This window comes from Microbacterium kyungheense (genome assembly GCF_006783905.1).
Classification (GTDB): Bacteria; Actinomycetota; Actinomycetes; order Actinomycetales; family Microbacteriaceae; genus Microbacterium; species Microbacterium kyungheense.
Genome location: NZ_VFPE01000002.1, coordinates 75302 through 92585, shown reverse-complemented (window position 1 = coordinate 92585; position 17284 = coordinate 75302). Strand labels below are relative to the sequence as shown.

Here is a 17284-nt window from a genome sequence, read left to right as displayed (position 1 = left end):
TGAAGGCTGGGAAACACCTTTGTCGGCTGAGAGTCCTTGATGGATCGCCCAGGTATCTCCCCTACGATCAAGCCTATGCCTGATACCAAACGCACGGCCACCGGCGTGCTCGGCGGTCTCGCCGGACTCGTCGGCCTCAGTGCCGCAGCCGGTGTCCTCATCGCCGCGACCGTCACCCCCGCGGTCGCGATCACGAGCACCGCGGCAGAGCGCGCGATCACGATGTTCGACAACCTCCCGAGCGTCCTCGAACTCGACAAGCTCATGCTCCCCAGCAACTTCTACGCGACGGATCCCGCCACCGGGCAGCCGACGCTCCTGACCCAGTTCCTGGAGCAGGACCGCACGCCGGTCAACTTCGACCAGATCAGCCCCGTCATGTACGACGCGCTGCTGTCGAGCGAGGATCCGCGGTACTACCAGCACGGCGGCATCGACCTCATCGGCACCGCGCGCGCCCTGCTGTCCAACGCCAAGGGCGCCAGCGAGACCCAAGGCGCTTCATCGATCAGCCAGCAGTACGTCAAGAACGTGCTGATCCAGAAGTGCGAGCAGGATGCCAAGACGGTCTACAAGACCGACGACAAGGGCGAGACCGTCGTCGACGAGACCGGTGCCGCTGTCGTCGAGCTCAGCCGCGATGCCGTGCTCGCGAAGTGCTGGAGCGACGCGACGACGGCCGATGGCGCGGAGGGCTACACGCGCAAGCTCCAGGAGATGCGCTACGCGATCTCGCTCGAGCAGAAGTACTCGAAGAACGACATCCTCCTCGGCTACATGAACATCGCCAACTGGGGCGGCGTGACCTACGGCATCGAGTCGGCTGCCCGCGAGTACTTCAGCACGACGGCGGCGAACCTCACGGTGGCACAGGCCGCGACCCTCGCCGGCATGGTGCAGAACCCCAACAACTTCCGCATCGACAAGCCCGACGGCTCGATCTGGAGCTCCGACGGCACCACCAGCTTCAACAAGGCGCCGGACGGCGTGATCGACGAGGGAGCCAACCTCGTCGCCCTCGACAACCTCGTGAAGTCCGGCGAGATCACCGAGGAGCAGAAGTTCGCTGCCGCCGACGGCTACACCTCGACCAAGGTCCGTCAGCTGTACGTGCTCAGCCGCATGCTCGACGACGGCAAGATCACGCGCGAGCAGTATGTCGAGGCGGCCGTCTGGCCCATCACCCCGGCGGTCACACCGCCCAAGACGGGCTGCGTCAACTCCGTCGGCTCGGAGTACTTCTGCCAGTACGTGAAGGACGTCATCCTCAACGACCCCGCCTTCGGTGAGACGCGCGAGGACCGTCAGGCGCTCCTCGCCCGCGGTGGCCTCAACGTCTACACGACGCTCGACCCCCGCGTGCAGGCGACAGCCCAGAGCGCGATGACGCAGTACGCACCCTCGGCCGCCGACATGCCCATCGGACGCACGGTGCCCTCGCCCGGCCGTTTCGGCGCGACCTCGGTCAGCATCGAGGCCACGACCGGCCGCATCCTCGCGATCGCTCAGAACACGAAGTTCAGTGAGGATGCCGCGGTCTCCAGCGATCCCAACTACTCGTCACTCGTCTTCGCGGGAGACCTGACGTACGGCAACTCCCGCGGCTTCCCCGCGGGCTCGACGTTCAAGCTCTTCACGCTGGTCGACTGGCTCGAGAAGGGCCACTCCGTCAACGAGACGCTCAACGGAACGCTGCACGTGTTCAAGAAGATGAAGAACTCGTGCGAGGGCGACTGGTACAACACCGCGAACGACCTCATCAAGAACTTCGGCGGCAACAAGGGCTACATGGGCACGCCCATGCGGTTCACGAAGGACTCGCTGAACACCGGCTTCTTCGCCATGGCCGAGAAGCTCGACCTGTGCGACATCAAGAACGTCGCGACGCGCATGGGCGTGACCCAGGGCAACGGCAAGGAGGTGTCGATGACCAACCTCAACTCGATCATCGGCACCAACTTCGTGTCGCCGATGGCGATGGCCGAGGCGTACGCCACGATCGCCAACAACGGCGTGTACTGCCAGCCGCAGGCGATCGACCGCATCACCGACGCGGACGGCAACGAGCTGCCCAAGCCGGAGCGGACGTGCTCCCAGGTGATCGCTCCCAACGTCGCGGCGACCGCGGCCTACGCGCTTCAGGGCGTGCTGGCCAGTGGCGGCAGCGGCGCCGGAGCCAACCCGGGCGACCGGACGCCGGTCCTCGGCAAGACAGGTACGCACGAAGAGATCACGACCTGGATGGTTCAGTCGAGCAGCCGCGTCTCGACGGCGACCTGGGTCGGCAATGTCGACGGCGGTGGCGACATCACCAAGACGCGCTACAACGGCAACATGCTCAATCAGATCCGCTTCCCGATCTCGAAGGCGATCCAGCGCACGGTGGACGAGGCCTATCCTGGCGACGCGTTCGCGAAGCCCGATGACGCGCTGACCAAGGTGCAGATGGTCCAGCTCCCCAACGTGCTCGGCATGACGATGGATGCGGCCAAGGCGCAGCTCGAAGAGGCCGGGTTCACGGTCGAGATCGGGCCCGAGGTCGACTCCAACCAGCCGGCGGGCTCGGTGGGCGCGCAGAACCCCGGCGCGGGCGAGGTCGCGGGCGGCACGACCGTCACGATCAACCCCAGCAATGGGCAGGGCATCTCGATCCCCGACGTCTCCGGACGCTCGCTGGACGACGCGAAGCGGGCGCTCCGCCAGGCAGGTTTCGGCAACGTCAGCGACGGCACGTGCACGCCGGCGAACGACAACTCGAACCAGTCCAAAGCGACCGGCACCAACCCGGCGTCCGGCACGGTCGTGAACCGCAACACGTCGATCGCCGTCGACTACACCGCTTCCGACTGCGGTGGCGGCGGGGGCGGCCGCGGCAGCGGTAACGGCTAGTGCCCTCGGCATCCACGCGCACCGCCCTCACCCTGCTCGGCACGGTGGGGGCGGTCGGTGTCGGCACCGCTGTGTGGGGCATCGGCATCGAGCGCTACCTGTTCACCCTCCGCGTCCACGAGGTGCCGGTGCTGCCCGAGGACTCGGCTCCGATCCGCGTGCTGCACCTGTCGGACGCGCACATGGCGCCGTGGCAGCACCGCAAGCAGCGGTGGATCGCGGCCCTCGCGGACCTGCAGCCGGATCTGATCGTCAACACCGGCGACAACATGGGCCATGAGGACGGCCTGCGGGGCCTCCGCAGCGCGTTCGACGCGCTGCGCGGCATCCCCGGCTTCTTCGTGCACGGGTCGAACGATCACACCGCTCCCTCACCCCGCAACCCGCTCAAGTACTTCACGGGTCCGTCGAAGGTGACGCACACGGCCGAGCCGCTCGACACCGAAGCGCTCGACCGCTATTTCACCGATGAACTCGGCTGGCTCGACCTCAACAACCGGATCGGATCGGTTCAGGCAGGCGGTCTGCGCATCGGCGCGTTCGGCGTGAGCGACGCCCACCGGGGGTGGGACCGGCTCGAGGTGCTGCCGGATCTCGTTTCCGCGATGGATGCCCGCGACCTCACGCTCGGCGTGACCCACGCCCCGTACCGCCGCGTGCTGGACGATTTCGTCGACCTCGGCGCCGATGCGATCTTCGCCGGGCACACCCACGGCGGCCAGGTGCGCGTACCGGGATTCGGGGCGCTCGTCGCGAACTGCGACATCCCCCTGAAGCAGGCGCGCGGGCTGAGCGAATGGACGCACCTCGGACGTACCGTGCCGCTCAACGTGAGCGCCGGCCTGGGGCACTCGATCTACGCCCCGGTCCGCTTCGCGTGCCGCCCCGAGGCCTCGCTCCTCACGCTGATTCCCCGGCGTGGTCAACAGCACCCCTGACGATCGGTTAGACTCGGAGGGTTGCAAAACGGGGTGTGGCGCAGCTTGGTAGCGCGCTTCGTTCGGGACGAAGAGGCCGCAGGTTCAAATCCTGTCACCCCGACCACAGAGAGGCTCCGCCGGAAGGCGGGGCCTCTTTCATGAAAGGACCGACATCGTGGCCGACCGCAGCGCTCCCCGCCTCGTCGCCTTCGATCTCGACGACACGCTGGCGCCGTCCAAGAGCCCGATCGACGGCCGCATCGGCGAGCTGCTGGTCGCCCTTGCCGAGCGCGTCGAGGTGGCGGTCATCTCGGGCGGGCAGCTCGCGCAGTTCACGACGCAAGTCGTGGACCGGCTCCCCGCCGACGCCGCCGACGCCCGTGCCCGCCTGCACCTGCTGCCCACCTGCGGCACCCAGTACTACCGGCTGTCGGCCGATGCCGTCGTCACGATCTACCAGCGATCGCTGAGCGACGACCAGAAGTCGCGCGCCCTCGCGGCCGTCGAGGGCGAGGCGCGCCGCCTGGGCCTGTGGGAGTCCGAGACGTGGGGCGAGATCCTCGAGGATCGCGGCTCGCAGATCACGTTCTCGGCACTCGGCCAGCAGGCCCCCGTCGCCGCGAAGACGGCGTGGGACCCGACAGGCGAGAAGAAGAACACGCTCCGCGCGGCGGTGGCCGCGCTCCTCCCCGATCTGGAGGTGCGCTCTGGCGGCTCGACGTCGGTCGACATCACCGAGCGCGGCATCGACAAGGCTTACGGCATGCGCCGGCTCGCCGAGCAGACCGGCATCAGCCTCGACGACATGCTGTTCGTGGGCGACCGCCTCGACCCCGACGGCAACGACTACCCCGTGCTCGCGATGGGCGTGCGCTGCCACGCGGTCGACGGCTGGGAAGACACGGTGACGTACCTCGAGGCGCTGATCCCGACCCTTCCCGTCCGCGTCTGACGACGGCAGCAGCCGGCCCATCCCGCTCGCCTGTCACGGATGGCGCGGATGACGCACCGTTCGTGACAGGCGAGCCGAGGGGTCAGGCCTTGGCGCGCGACGCGGCGGGCTTCGCCGCGCGGGGCGCCGCGGCATCCGCCTTCCCGGCGCTCGAGGCGGCGGTCTTCGCAGCCGTACCGCCCGCGGAACGCGCGGCACGCGGGGCCGATGCAGCCGAAGCCGCGGCGGCGACGGGCGCCGAGACCGGAACGAGGCGCTGCAGCTGCGTGACGTGGCGGGGCTCAAGCTCGGCGATCGACGAGACGCCGAGCAGCTTCATGGTGCGCTCGATCTCGCTGCGGAGGATCGCGATCGTGCGGTCGACGCCCTGGCGACCGCCGGCCATCAGGCCGTAGAGGTACGCGCGCCCGATGAGCGTGAACTTCGCGCCCAGGGCGATCGAGGCGACGATGTCGGCGCCATTCATGATGCCGGTGTCGACCATCACGGTGGCATCGCGACCCACTTCGCGGACGACATCGGGCAGGAGCCGGAACGGGATGGGCGCGCGATCGAGCTGGCGTCCGCCGTGGTTGGAGAGGATGATGCCGTCGACACCGGCGTCGATGAGCCGCTTCGAGTCGGCGACGTTCTGCACGCCCTTGACGACGATCTTGCCGGGCCAGATGTCGCGGATGATCGCGAGGTCGTCGTAGCTGATGGTCGGGTCCATGGCCGCGTCGAGCAGCTCTCCGACGGTGCCGCCGGTGGTCGACAGCGACGCGAACTCGAGCTTCGGCGTGGTGAGGAAGTCGTACCACCACCACGGCCGCGGGATGGCGTTGATGATCGTGCCGAGGGTCAGCTGCGGCGGGATCGAGAAGCCGTTGCGCTTGTCGCGCAGCCGTGCGCCGGCGACTGGCGTGTCCACCGTGAACTGGAGCGTGTCGAAGCCCGCCGCGGCAGCGCGGCGGGCGAGGCCGTACGAGATCTCGCGGTCGCGCATGACGTACAGCTGGAACCAGTTGCGCCCGTTCGGGTTCGCGGCCTTGACGCCCTCGATCGACGTGGTGCCGAGGGTCGACAGCGTGAACGGGATGCCGGCGGCCCCGGCGGCACCCGCGCCCGCGGTCTCGCCCTCGGTCTGCATGAGGCGCGTGAAACCCGTCGGCGCGATGCCGAAGGGCATCGCCGAAGGCCCGCCCAGGATCTCGGTGGAGAGGTCGACGCTCTCGGCCGGGCGCAGCACGTCGGGGTGGAACTCGACGTCCTCGAACGCCTGGCGGGCGCGCGCGAGCGACAGCTCGCCCTCGGCGGCGCCGTCGGTGTAGTCGAACGCGGCCTTGGGCGTGCGGCGCTTGGCGATGGTGCGCAGGTCGTAGATGGTGAGCGCGGCGTCCAGCCGGCGCTTGCGGGCGTCGAGCTCGGGCTTCTTGAACTGCATGAGCTCGAGGAGCTCTGCGGGCTTGGGGAACTGGCGGGTGACCATGGGGGTACCTCCGGGGGTCAGGGGCGGGTGAGATCCGGGATGCCGGCGGCCGCGGGCGCGAGTCCCGCAGCCTCGTAGTAGCCGGCGATGTGATCGTGGACGAGCGTGCGCGCGCGGGCGCCGTCACCGGCGTCCACGGCGTCGAGGATGGCGTGGTGCTCGCGGCGCAGGCGTGCGGCAGCAGGCTCCCACTCCGCGATCCCGGCGGCGCCGGCCTGCACGTACGACTCGATGGCGGTGCGCAGGCCCGCCATCATCGCCGCGATCACGACGTTGCCCGATGCTTCCGCCAATGCGAGGTGCAGCTGCGCATCGAGGGCGAGGAACTCGGGCACGGTCAGGTCGTCGGCGTCCATCGCGACCAGGATGTCGCGGGCGTCGGCGGTGGAGCGGCCGGGGTCGGCGGCGAGGGCCTCGACGACGGCCGATTCGAGGACGAGGCGGGTCGCGACGACGTCGTCGAACGGGAACCCCTGCGCCGCGACCTGCAGCCGCAGCAGCGCCGACATCCCGCCCTGGGGCGTGGCGATGATGATGGCGCCGGACGTGGGGCCTGAGCCGGTGCCCGTGCGGATGAGGCCCATGACCTCCAGGACGCGCAGCGCCTCGCGCACGCTGGACCGGCCGACGCCGAGCGTCGCCGACAGCTCGCGCTCGGGCGGAAGCCGATCGCCGGGGCGCAGCGTGCCGTCGAGCAGATCCGTCTCGATCCGCTCGAGCACGACGCGCCACGCGCGCGCTGCGGGCGCGGCCGCCGCAGTCGGCGACGCGCTGGATCGCGTGGGGATTCCAGTCACGGATCTCCTCATCCATGTCGGGACACGGCATCCGCGCCGTGTGGTCAGACCACGATAACGTGTGGTCGGACCACAGGCAACCCGCGTGACGCCGCATGTCGTCCGCGGAGCGGTAGCCTGACCTCATGGATCCCCTCCTCCTCGTCCTCATCGTCGCGGGTGTCGCAGCGGCCTTCTGCTGGATCACCTCCCTCGTGACGAACGAGACCTCGTGGATCGATCGCATCTGGTCGATCGTGCCCGTGATCTACGTGTGGATCTTCGCCGCGGCCGCGCTCATCGCGGGTGCCGACGCGACCCGCCTGGTCGTGATGGCGGTGCTCGTGACGGCGTGGGGCGCGCGACTGACGTACAACTTCGCGCGCAAGGGCGGCTACACCGGCATGGAGGACTACCGCTGGGCGATCCTGCGCGGCCGCATGACGCGCTGGCAGTTCCAGCTGTTCAACCTCTTCTTCATCGTGCTCTTCCAGAGCGCGCTGCTGGTGCTCATCAGCCTGCCCGCGTACATCGCGTGGCAGCATCCCTCGCCCTTCACCGGATGGGATGCCGTCTTCTCGGCGCTGTTCATCGCATTCCTCATCGGCGAGACCGTCGCCGACCAGCAGCAGTGGCGCTTCCACCAGGCCAAGAAGGCGGCCGGCGGAGCGCTGGAGCCGGGCTTCCTCACGACGGGACTGTTCGCGTACAGCCGCCACCCCAACTTCTTCTTCGAGCAGGCGCAGTGGTGGGCGTTCTACGCCATCGGAGCCGTCGCGCTCGTCACCGACGGCGGCAGCTGGCTCAACTGGACCATCGTCGGCGCCGCGCTCCTGACGGTGCTGTTCATCGGTTCGACGGTGTTCACCGAATCGATCTCGTCGGCGAAGTACCCGGCCTACCGGGAGTACCAGCGTTCGACGTCCATGCTCGTCCCGCTCCCCCACCGGCGGCGTCCGGCCGCCGAGACGGCCTGAGACCGGCGGAGCCCGCCGTCACTCCAGTCGTCCGCCCGAAGCGCGGAGGTAGTCCTCTGCGCACAGCGACTCGTAGGTGACGCGGTCGGCGGTCAGCTCGTCGATCGCGACCTGATCGCCGTCGAAGACGAACCGGCCGCCGATCAGTCGGGCGTTGAACAGCGCCTTGCGGCCGCAACGGCAGATGGTCTTCAGCTCCTCCAGGCTGTGCGCGAGCTCCAGCAGGCGCGCCGAGCCCGGGAACGCCTGGGTCTGGAAGTCGGTGCGGATCCCGTACGCGAGCACCGGCACGCCGTCGAACACGACGATCCGCAGCAGGTCGTCGACCTGCTCGCGGGTGAGGAACTGCGCCTCGTCGATGAGCAGGCACGCGACGTCCACCTCGTGCTCGAGCACCTCGGGGACGAGGGTGTCGGCCGCCTCGGCCTTCACCCGTGCGCGGTGCTCGGCGAACAGCGCGCGGATGTCGTCCTCGGGGCGCACCAGGAAGTCGACCGTGCGCTTGACGCCCAGGCGGCTGTCGATCTGATCCGCCCCCTTGGTGTCGATGGCGGGCTTGGCGAGCAGCACATGCTGCCCGCGCTCCTCGTAGTTGTACGCGGCCTGCAGCAGCGACGTCGACTTGCCCGAGTTCATCGCGCCGTAACGGAAGTAGAGCTTGGCCACGGATCGAGCGTAGTGCGTGGTCTGAGCGAGGAGCGCAGCGACGGGACGAAGCGCTCAGCGGCCGCCGAAGCCTCCGCCTCCTCCGCCGCCGCCCGAGAAGCCGCCGCCGAACGACCCTCCTGACGACGACCAGCTGCTGGAGAACGACGATCCGGACGAGCTGGACGAGCTTCCGCTCGACACCGGCGTCGCGGCGAGGCGGCCGATGGACGAAGATGCGTCCGACAGCGAGTTCGACGTCACCGAGTCGAACAGCGCGATCCTCGTCGCCACGACCTCGGGCGGGGCCGCCGCCTGGATCACGCGCACCCACTCGCGCTGCATCCCGAACAGCACCGCGTACGGCAGCAGACGCTCGTAGAGGTTGACCACATCGGCACCGGGCGCGTTCGGCGCCTCGCCGAAGGTCCGACGGCCGGCCGACACCAGGTCCGCGGTCTGCGGCGTCTGCGCGGCGCGCAGACGGTCCTCCTCGGCCAGGCGCAGGTACGCGCGGATGCCCTCGAGGTACGTCTTGTGACGACCGCCGGCGAGCGTGAGCGTCGTCTTGGGCAGCCCGAACCAGGGCAGCACGATGAAGGCGCCGAACGCACTCGCGATCGAGAAGAAGTTGATCCACCCGCCCAGCGCCCCGAGATCGGTGAGCACCGACGGCACCGCATCGAGGAAGAACGTCATCACGACGGCGACCGCGAGGCCACCGAACTGCAGAAGGCCGCGCACCGCCCCCACCCATCCCGGCGTCCGGCTGCGGTAACCGCGGTCCACGGTGGAGTCCTCGATGCGCCGCACGTAGGTCACCGCACGCACCGGCGGCTTCGCGGCGAACACGCCGAGGTCGACGCGGTCGCCGGGCGCGGCATCCTTTCCGAACAGCGTCGTGACGATGCGGCGGTCGTCGTGCTCGAGACCAGCGGCATCGCGCAGGACGACGTGGAAGTCATCGGCGTCGGATCGATCGCCGGATGCGGTGATCTCGACCTTGTCGCGCACCGCCAGGTCGACCACGTGCGCCGCGAGCGCCTTGGCGGGCACTCCCAGCACGCCCGCCGACAGTGTCGGCGACTCGTCGACAGGCGGCGTGTACTGGACGATGACGGGCGAGCGATCGGGATTTCGGCGCAGGAACCGCTTCATCACCAGCACGAACACCAGCCCGCCGATTCCCGCGAGCAGCCCCAGCGCGGGCAGGATCCACTCCCACCACGGGTAGGGCGGCGGCGGGGGCGGGGTGGGCGCCACGAAGGTGCCGAGCTCGAAGCCGATCGCCACGGTCACGTTCTCGTCAGCGCCGAGGCCCGTGTCGCCCGCGGTGAAGGCCGCCTGGGTGTCGACCGCCCCGACGATGCCGTGCCCGAGTGCCCACACCGCGACGGGGTCGGGCGGGGCGACGGCCTCGGTCTGCCGGATCTCGCAACGATCGGTCGACTGGGCGGCACCGGTGTAGCAGAACGCCCGCTCGGGCAGCAGGCCATCCGCGGCATCGCCGAGGATGTGGACGTCGGCGCGCACGTCATCGAAGGCCTGCGCGTGAGCGGTGCCGACGGTGTCCCAGTAGAACTCGTCGGCTGACGTGTCCTCATATCGGAGCACGACGTCCCGCATCGTGTACGAGATGACATAGGTCTGCGCGCCGTGGACGTAGGTGTCGTCGCCCGTGAGCACGTAGACGAAGTCCTCGTCCTCCTCGGTCCACCAGGGGATCGCCTGACCGCCGACACCGGTGACGCTCACCACCTCGGGGTCGTGCGCGATGCCGGAGTCGGCCTTCGGGATCCACCGCACGATGCCCTTGTTCTGGTCGACGTCCGGGAAGTGCGCGACGATCCGCTCGGTCGTGTACAGCTCGCTCTGGCCGCCGGCATCCCGCCCCAGCCAGTAGTCGGCCTCGAACGCGTCGTACGAGAAATCGTCGACGCCGCCCATGACGCGCAGCGCCGCCGCCCCCGACGAGCCCGTGCGCGCGGCGACGCCGGCACTCGCCGGCGGCGTGGCGGTGCTGTGGACGATCGCGACGGTACCGGCGACCGCCACCGCCACGAGCAGGGCGATGGCGACGCCCCAGAAGCGCCAGGTGAGCCGTGCACGCATGCCCCCACCCTAGGGGTCGAGCGGGCCGGGGTCAGGCCGTGAGCGCGAGCGTCTCGGCCGTCTCGCCGAGGGATTCGCGCGCGATCTCGGGGCGCGGGTTGAGCGTGTCGCCGTAGCTCGGGATCAGCTCGCGCAGCCGCGGCTCCCACTCGCCGATGCGGTCGGGGAAGCAGGTCTTCAGCAGGCCGAGCATGATCGAGACCGCCGTGGAGGCGCCCGGCGAAGCGCCGAGGAGTCCCGCGATCGTGCCGTCGGCCCCCGTGACGACCTCGGTGCCGAACTGCAGCACGCCGCCCTTCTCGGGGTCCTTCTTCATGACCTGGGCGCGCTGACCGGCCTGGATGAGGGTCCAGTCCTCGTCCTTCGCGGTGGGCATGAACACGCGCAGGCTGTCGACCTTCTTCTTGTGGTTCTTGACGAGCTCACCGACGAGGTACGTGATGAGGCTCGGGTTGTCCCACGCGACCTTGAGCATCGGGCCGAGGTTGCCCCACCGCACCTGGCCGACGATGTCGAACCACGAGCCGGTCTTGAGGAACTTCGGGCTGAAGGTCGCGAACGGACCGAACAGCAGGGATGCCTCGCCGTCGACCATGCGGGTGTCGAGGTGCGGCACCGACATGGGCGGAGCGCCCACCGACGCCTGCGAGTACACCTTCGCCTGGTGCTGCGCGACGATCGCGGGGTTCGAGGTCTTGAGGAACTGCCCGCCGATGGGGAACACGCCGTACCCCGAGATCTCGGGGATGCCCGAGCGCTGCAGCAGCTTGAGCGCCCAGCCGCCGGCACCGACGAACACGAACTTCGCGCGGATCTCGCCCGGCGTGCGGCCGATCGTGCGGCGGTAGGTCACCTTCCAGGTGCCGTCGGCCAGGCGCTTGAGCCGGCGCACCTCGGTGTTGGTGCGCACGTCGGCACCCGACTCGGCGAGCCGGTCGAACAGCTGGTGCGTGAGCGCTCCGAAGTCGACGTCGGTGCCGGCGGGCATGCGCGTCGCGGCGAAGGGCTCGCCCTTGCGACGCTTCTGCATGAGCAGCGGCGCCCACTGGTTGATGACCCGGGAGTCCTCGCTGTACTCGATGCCCTGGAACAGCGGCTGGTCCTTGAGCGCCTCGTAGCGCTTCTTGAGGTAGGCGACATCCTTCTCGCCGCGTACGAAGGTCATGTGCGGGGTGGAGTTGATGAAGGTGGTGGGGGCGTCGAGCACTCCCGCGTCGACGAGCGACGACCAGAGCTGACGGCTCTGCTGGAACTGCTCGTTGATCGAGATGGCCTTCGTGGGGTCGACCGAGCCGTCCTTGCCTTCGGGCATGTAGTTCAGCTCGCAGAGCGCCGCGTGACCGGTGCCGGCGTTGTTCCACGCGTTCGAGCTCTCGAGGGCCACATCGCTCAGCCGCTCGAACACCGCGATCTTGAGGTCGGGCTGCAGCTCGTGCAGCAGCGTCCCCAGCGTCGCACTCATGATCCCGCCGCCGATCAGGAGCACGTCGACCGTCTCGACGTGAGGGGCGGGGGCGTGGACGGACTCAGCGGGCGTATCGGTCACCCGTCAATCCTAGTTCGCCCGCACAGCGTCGACGTCGCCGCGACGGCCAGCCGCGGACCGTGCGCTGTCCACGGTGTACGAAGGGGATGCCGCGGCTCGCGGCATCCCCTCGTCACCGGCGTGCGGGTCAGGCGTTCGCGCCCACCTCGGCCGCGATCAGCTCCGCGATCTGCACGGCGTTCAGCGCCGCGCCCTTGCGCAGGTTGTCGTTCGAGATGAACAGCACGAGGCCCTTGCCCTCGGGCGCCGACTGGTCGGCGCGGATGCGGCCCACGTAGCTGGGGTCGGTCCCGGCGGCCTGCAGCGGCGTGGGAACCTCTTCGAGCTTGACGCCCGGTGCCGAAGAGAGCACCTCGCGTGCACGATCGGGCGTGATGTCACGTGCGAACTCGACGTTGATCGACAGCGAGTGGCCGGTGAGGACGGGGACGCGCACGCACGTGCCCGCCACCCGGAGGTCGGGCAGCTCGAGGATCTTGCGGCTCTCGTTGCGGAGCTTCTTCTCTTCGTCGGTCTCGTTGAGGCCGTCGTCGACGAGGTTGCCGGCGAACGGGATCACGTCGAACGCGATGGGAGCGATGTACTTCTCGGGCTGCGGGAAGTCGAGGGCGGCGCCGTCGCGGGCGAGGCGCTCGACGTCGCCCTGGGCGAGCACGCCCTCGAGCTGGCCGAGGAGCTCCTGGACACCCGCGAGTCCCGAGCCGCTGACCGCCTGGTACGTGCTGATGATGAGGCGCTCCAGGCCCGCCTCGGCGTCGAGGACCTTCAGGATCGGCATGGCGGCCATCGTGGTGCAGTTGGGGTTCGCGATGATGCCCTTGCGTGCCTCGGCGATCGCGTGCGGGTTGACCTCGCTGACGACCAGCGGCACGTCGGGGTCCATGCGCCAGGCGCTCGAGTTGTCGACGACCGTCGCACCGGCCTCGACGAAGCGCGGGGCGTACGTGCGGCTGCCGGTCGCACCCGCGGAGAAGATCGCGATGTCGATACCCGCGAAGTCGGCGGTCGCGACATCCTCGACGGTGACCGCCTGACCCTGGAACACGACATCGGAACCGGCGGAACGGGCTGTGGCGAAAGCTCGGAACTCGCGCACGGGGAATCCGCGCTGCTCGAGGATGTCGATCATCGCACCGCCGACCTGGCCGGTGGCGCCGACGACGGCGACGGAGAGTCCTGAATCGGAGATGCGGGTCATGGGCGTGTTTCCTCAGCGTGAGCAGGGCGGCGAAGCGATCGCGCGGGCACCGTCGGACGCGCGGGGTTCCGGCGATTCTACCGCCGCCTCGGGATGCCTCGGCCCGCCATTACGCCGCTACGCCGTGACGCCGTTGCGCCGGGCGGACTGCGGCCGCGGCCACCGGCATCCACTCGTCGGATCGTGCGGGATCGTCCGCGCCGTCGAAATCGGCATCCGCGCCCGAATACAACGACAGCGCTTGCCGATTTCGACAGCGCACAGGGAATGGTCGGAACGAGAAGGGCAGCGAGTGCCGATTTGGATAGCGCGAACGGACGACAGCGCGAATCGGTGGATGCCGGCGGCCGCGGCATCCACTCTCCCCAGGAGTGCGCGTCAGGCGCGCGGCACGCGGAGCTTGAAGCCGACGTGCGACGGTGTGAAGCCGAGGCGCTCGTAGAAGCGGTGGGCGTCGACGCGCGCGGCGTCGGACGTGAGCTGGATCAGCGATGTGCCGAGGTCCGGGGCGGCGACCTCCTCGACCCAGTGCATCATGGCGGCCCCGATGCCCGACGAGCGGCGGTCGCTCGCGACACGGACCGTCTCGACCTGCAGGCGGTCGGACCCGGCGCGGGCGAGCCCCGGGATGACGGTCAGCTGCATCGTGCCGATGAGGCGGTCGCCGTCCGTCACCACGAGCTGCGTGTTCGCGGGATCGTCCGCGATGCGCGCGAGCGCACGGGCGTAGGCGGGACGAATCTCGTCGAGCCCGTTGTCGCCGCGCGCGGCGCTGATGGGATCGTCCGAGAGGAGTGCCATCAGCGCGTCGAGATCGTCAGGACGCGCGGCCCGGAGCGTGACGTCGCCGTCGCGCGTCGTGAGCGTGGCCGGCAGGTCGAGCGCGGCGAGCACGCCGGTCAGCGGCCGGTGCCGGCGTGGACGACGGCTTCGACGTCGCCGTCGAGACCGTACGCCGTGTGCACGACGCGGGCGGCCTCGGCGAGGTCGTCGCCGCGCACGACGACCGAGATGCGGATCTCAGAGGTCGAGATCATCTCGATGTTGATGCCGGCGACGCTGAGCGCCTCGAACAGCGTCGCCGAGACACCGGAATGCGTGCGCATGCCGGCGCCGACGACCGACAGCTTGCCGATCTGGTCGTCGTGGACGAGGCTCTCGAACCCGATGTCGGCCTGGTCGCCGGCGAGCGCCTTGAGCGCCGTCGCGGCGTCCGTCTTGGGGAGCGTGAACGAGATGTCGGTGCGGCCGGTGGTCGCCGCCGACACGTTCTGCACGATCATGTCGACGTTGGCGCCGGACTTCGCGATCACCTTGAAGATCTCGGCGGCCTTGCCGGGCACGTCCGGCACGCCGATGACGGTGACCTTGGCCTGGCCGAGGTCGGTGGCGACTCCGGCGACGATGGGCTCTTCCATCTCTTCTCCCTCTTGGCCGTCGGGAGCGGTCATCCCCGGGCCGAGCACGTAGGTTCCCACGCCCGAGCTGAACGTGGAGCGGGCGTGGATCAGCACGCCGTGACGACGTGCGTATTCGACGGCGCGGATGTACAGCACCTTCGCGCCGTTGGCGGCGAGTTCGAGCATCTCCTCGGCCGAGACGACGCCGAGCTTGCGGGCCTTCGGCACGACACGGGGGTCGGCGGTGAAGATCCCGTCGACATCGCTGTAGATCTCGCAGACGTCGGCGTCGAGCGCCGCGGCGAGGGCGACGGCGGTGGTGTCGGATCCGCCGCGGCCGAGCGTCGTGATGTCGCGAGTGTCGCGGTTGAAGCCCTGGAAGCCGGCGACGATGACGATGGCGCCTTCGTCGAGTGCCTCGCGCAGCCGGATCGGCGTGACGTCGACGATGCGCGCCGAACCGTGGTCGGCGGTCGTGATCATGCCCGCCTGGCTTCCGGTGAACGAGCGAGCCTCGAAGCCCATCGAGTGGATCGCCATCGCCAGCAGTGCCATCGAGATGCGCTCACCGCTCGACAGCAGCATGTCGAGTTCGCGCGGCGCGGGGATCGGGGCGACCTGGCCCGCGAGGTCGAGCAGCTCGTCGGTGGTGTCGCCCATCGCGCTCACCGCGACGACCACGTCGTGTCCGGCGCGACGCGTGTCGACGATCCGCTTCGCGACCCGCTTGATGCTCACGGCATCCGCGACCGACGATCCGCCGTACTTCTGGACGATCAGCGCCACGATGAAACTCCACGCGTGTATGAGGGGCCGGATGCCGCACCCGACGTTCCATCTTACGGAGGCGTTCATGCGGCCCCGGCCATGTGACCGCGGACCGACCACGCGCCGGCGCGGCCCACGGCGCGCCGGCACGCGATCGCGCCGAGCCGCTAGCATCCGGAGCATGGACGAGCTTGCCGCGTGGTCCGAGTTCAACGTCGCCATGGCCGGCGCGACGGCAGCCCTCGCCGGTCTCGTGATCGTCGCCGCGAGCGTCAACATCGGCCAGATCATCAAGGAGGCGTCGCTGACGTCCCGCCTGGCGGCCGGCATCGCCGGACTGGTGCTCGCCCTGATCGCGTCGGCCATCGCGCTCATGCCCGACGTCGACCCCGTCGCCGCGGGCGTCGCGGTGCTGGTGATAGCGATCGGTGCCGGGGTCTTCCAGGTGCAGGCGTCGCGGCGGATCTTCGAGAACCGGCATCCCGAGAACCGGATGCGGGGGCTCAAGGCGGCTGTCGGCTTCGTCGCTCCCCTCGCGTACGCGGTCGGCGGTGCGCTCCTGATCGCCGCCGTCCCTGCGGCGCCCCTCTGGCTGGCCGTCGGCTCGCTCATCGCCGTCGTCGCGGCGCTGCTGATCTCGTGGATCGTGCTCGTCGAGGTGCTTCGCTGACGGGGATCAGCCGGGCGCGACCGGCGGAAGATCACTGTCGGACGCCCGCGAGCCGAACGTGCCGCCGGTGGCGGCGAGCCAGCAGCCGACGAGCACCAGCGGGAACCCGAGGAGCAGCCCCGGAGTGAGGGGCTCGCCGAGGATGATCGTTCCCAGCACGATCGCCACCACCGGGTTGACATAGGTGAACAGCGGGGCGCGCACCGGCCCCACGCGCCGGATGAGCGCGAAGAACGTGATGAATGCGATCGCGGTGCACAGCACGGCGAGCGCGACGAGCGAGACGGTGCTCTCGAGCGTGGGAACCTCGTGCTGCGTGAGGAAGGCGATGGGGGTGTAGAAGATCCCGACCGCGAAGAGCGCGAGCGTGATGGATCCCAGCGATGGCACATCGTGCAGCTTCGCCGCGATCACGAACGGTGCGATCGCGTACAGCAGTGCGACCAGCAGGACCTCGCCGACGGCGATGAGGCCGCCCCCGCCCTCGACGGCGAGGCCTGGACCCGCGACGATGACGAACACGCCGGCGAATCCCACGAACAGCCCGATCGCCCGCCACGGGCTCAGCACGGAACGGTCGCCGCCGCCGAACGCGATGATCGCGGCGAACAGCGGCACGGTGGCGACCAGCAGTCCGGTGAGCCCGGATGGCAGCGTCTGCTCGGCATGCCCGAGCAGCAGGAACGGTCCCGCCATCTCGATCGCGCCGAACAGCAGCACCCAGCCGATCTTGGCGAAGGCGGGTCGCAGCGCCTTTGCACGGATCGCGAACGGCAGCAGCAATACGGCGCCGAGGAGGGTGCGGCCCGCCACCACCGCCGCCGGCGAGTACGACTCCACCGCGACGCTGATGAACAGATACGGGATGCCCCACAGCAGCGCCATCGCGGCGAACAGGAGCCACGCACGCGTGTCGAACCGCTGGACGGGATTCATCCGGTGCCTTCCGTGGCCGTCGTCATC

14 protein-coding genes and 1 tRNA gene are annotated in these 17284 nt (G+C 69.6%); 6 read left to right on the top strand and 9 right to left on the bottom strand.

Going from position 1 to position 17284, the window contains the following annotated elements; genetic code table 11:
• The first annotated feature begins 75 nt into the window (after window positions 1-75).
• From FB391_RS07105 to FB391_RS07090, 4 genes are all read left to right on the top strand, one after another.
• Entirely contained in the window at window positions 76-2889 is a 2814-nt protein-coding gene (locus tag FB391_RS07105; RefSeq protein WP_141893776.1) for a transglycosylase domain-containing protein, read from the top strand.
• Window positions 2889-3827 (top strand): metallophosphoesterase, encoded by a 939-nt coding sequence (locus tag FB391_RS07100; protein ID WP_141893775.1) that lies wholly within the window; start codon window positions 2889-2891, stop codon window positions 3825-3827. The genes FB391_RS07105 and FB391_RS07100 overlap by 1 nt, the downstream gene beginning before the upstream one ends.
• Window positions 3828-3856: 29 nt before the next feature.
• Window positions 3857-3933: transfer RNA gene (locus FB391_RS07095), tRNA-Pro, on the top strand.
• Between the two features lie 51 nt (window positions 3934-3984).
• The gene (locus tag FB391_RS07090) at window positions 3985-4761 is read left to right on the top strand and encodes an HAD-IIB family hydrolase (protein ID WP_141893774.1); all 777 of its coding nucleotides are present in this window, start codon (window positions 3985-3987) and stop codon (window positions 4759-4761) included.
• Between the two features lie 82 nt (window positions 4762-4843).
• Here the strand turns inward: FB391_RS07090 and FB391_RS07085 are convergent, their stop codons facing one another.
• A complete protein-coding gene (locus FB391_RS07085) occupies window positions 4844-6229 on the bottom strand; it encodes an alpha-hydroxy acid oxidase (protein ID WP_141893773.1) in 1386 nt (461 codons plus the stop codon).
• A gap of 17 nt (window positions 6230-6246) precedes the next feature.
• Window positions 6247-7026: a FadR/GntR family transcriptional regulator gene (locus tag FB391_RS07080; RefSeq protein ID WP_425462941.1), complete on the bottom strand. Its 780-nt coding sequence runs from the start codon at window positions 7024-7026 to the stop codon at window positions 6247-6249.
• Window positions 7027-7151: 125 nt separating this feature from the next.
• Between FB391_RS07080 and FB391_RS07075 the strand changes: the two genes are divergently transcribed.
• Window positions 7152-7982, top strand: coding sequence for a DUF1295 domain-containing protein (locus FB391_RS07075; RefSeq protein ID WP_141893772.1), 831 nt, complete (start codon window positions 7152-7154; stop codon window positions 7980-7982).
• A gap of 18 nt (window positions 7983-8000) precedes the next feature.
• Here FB391_RS07075 and FB391_RS07070 read toward each other — a convergent pair whose 3' ends face one another.
• The 6 genes from FB391_RS07070 to FB391_RS07045 form a co-directional block, all read right to left on the bottom strand.
• On the bottom strand, window positions 8001-8648 hold the full coding sequence (locus FB391_RS07070; RefSeq protein WP_141893771.1) for a thymidine kinase: 648 nt from the start codon (window positions 8646-8648) through the stop codon (window positions 8001-8003).
• Between the two features lie 54 nt (window positions 8649-8702).
• Window positions 8703-10739: a DUF2207 domain-containing protein gene (locus tag FB391_RS07065; RefSeq protein WP_141893770.1), complete on the bottom strand. Its 2037-nt coding sequence runs from the start codon at window positions 10737-10739 to the stop codon at window positions 8703-8705.
• A gap of 31 nt (window positions 10740-10770) precedes the next feature.
• A complete protein-coding gene (locus tag FB391_RS07060) occupies window positions 10771-12285 on the bottom strand; it encodes a malate:quinone oxidoreductase (RefSeq protein WP_141893769.1) in 1515 nt (504 codons plus the stop codon).
• Between the two features lie 127 nt (window positions 12286-12412).
• A complete protein-coding gene (locus tag FB391_RS07055) occupies window positions 12413-13483 on the bottom strand; it encodes an aspartate-semialdehyde dehydrogenase (protein ID WP_141893768.1) in 1071 nt (356 codons plus the stop codon).
• A gap of 378 nt (window positions 13484-13861) precedes the next feature.
• Window positions 13862-14377, bottom strand: coding sequence for a GNAT family N-acetyltransferase (locus tag FB391_RS07050; protein ID WP_141893767.1), 516 nt, complete (start codon window positions 14375-14377; stop codon window positions 13862-13864).
• A 5-nt stretch (window positions 14378-14382) separates the two neighbouring features.
• Complete coding sequence (locus FB391_RS07045) at window positions 14383-15669, bottom strand: aspartate kinase (RefSeq protein ID WP_141893766.1); 1287 nt, start codon at window positions 15667-15669, stop codon at window positions 14383-14385.
• Window positions 15670-15832: 163 nt separating this feature from the next.
• On the opposite strand from FB391_RS07045, the gene FB391_RS07040 reads away from it, so the two are divergent.
• Complete coding sequence (locus FB391_RS07040; RefSeq protein ID WP_141893765.1) at window positions 15833-16321, top strand: hypothetical protein; 489 nt, start codon at window positions 15833-15835, stop codon at window positions 16319-16321.
• Window positions 16322-16327: 6 nt separating this feature from the next.
• Here FB391_RS07040 and FB391_RS07035 read toward each other — a convergent pair whose 3' ends face one another.
• On the bottom strand, window positions 16328-17257 hold the full coding sequence (locus FB391_RS07035) for a DMT family transporter (RefSeq protein ID WP_141893764.1): 930 nt from the start codon (window positions 17255-17257) through the stop codon (window positions 16328-16330).
• Between the last annotated feature and the right edge of the window lie 27 nt (window positions 17258-17284).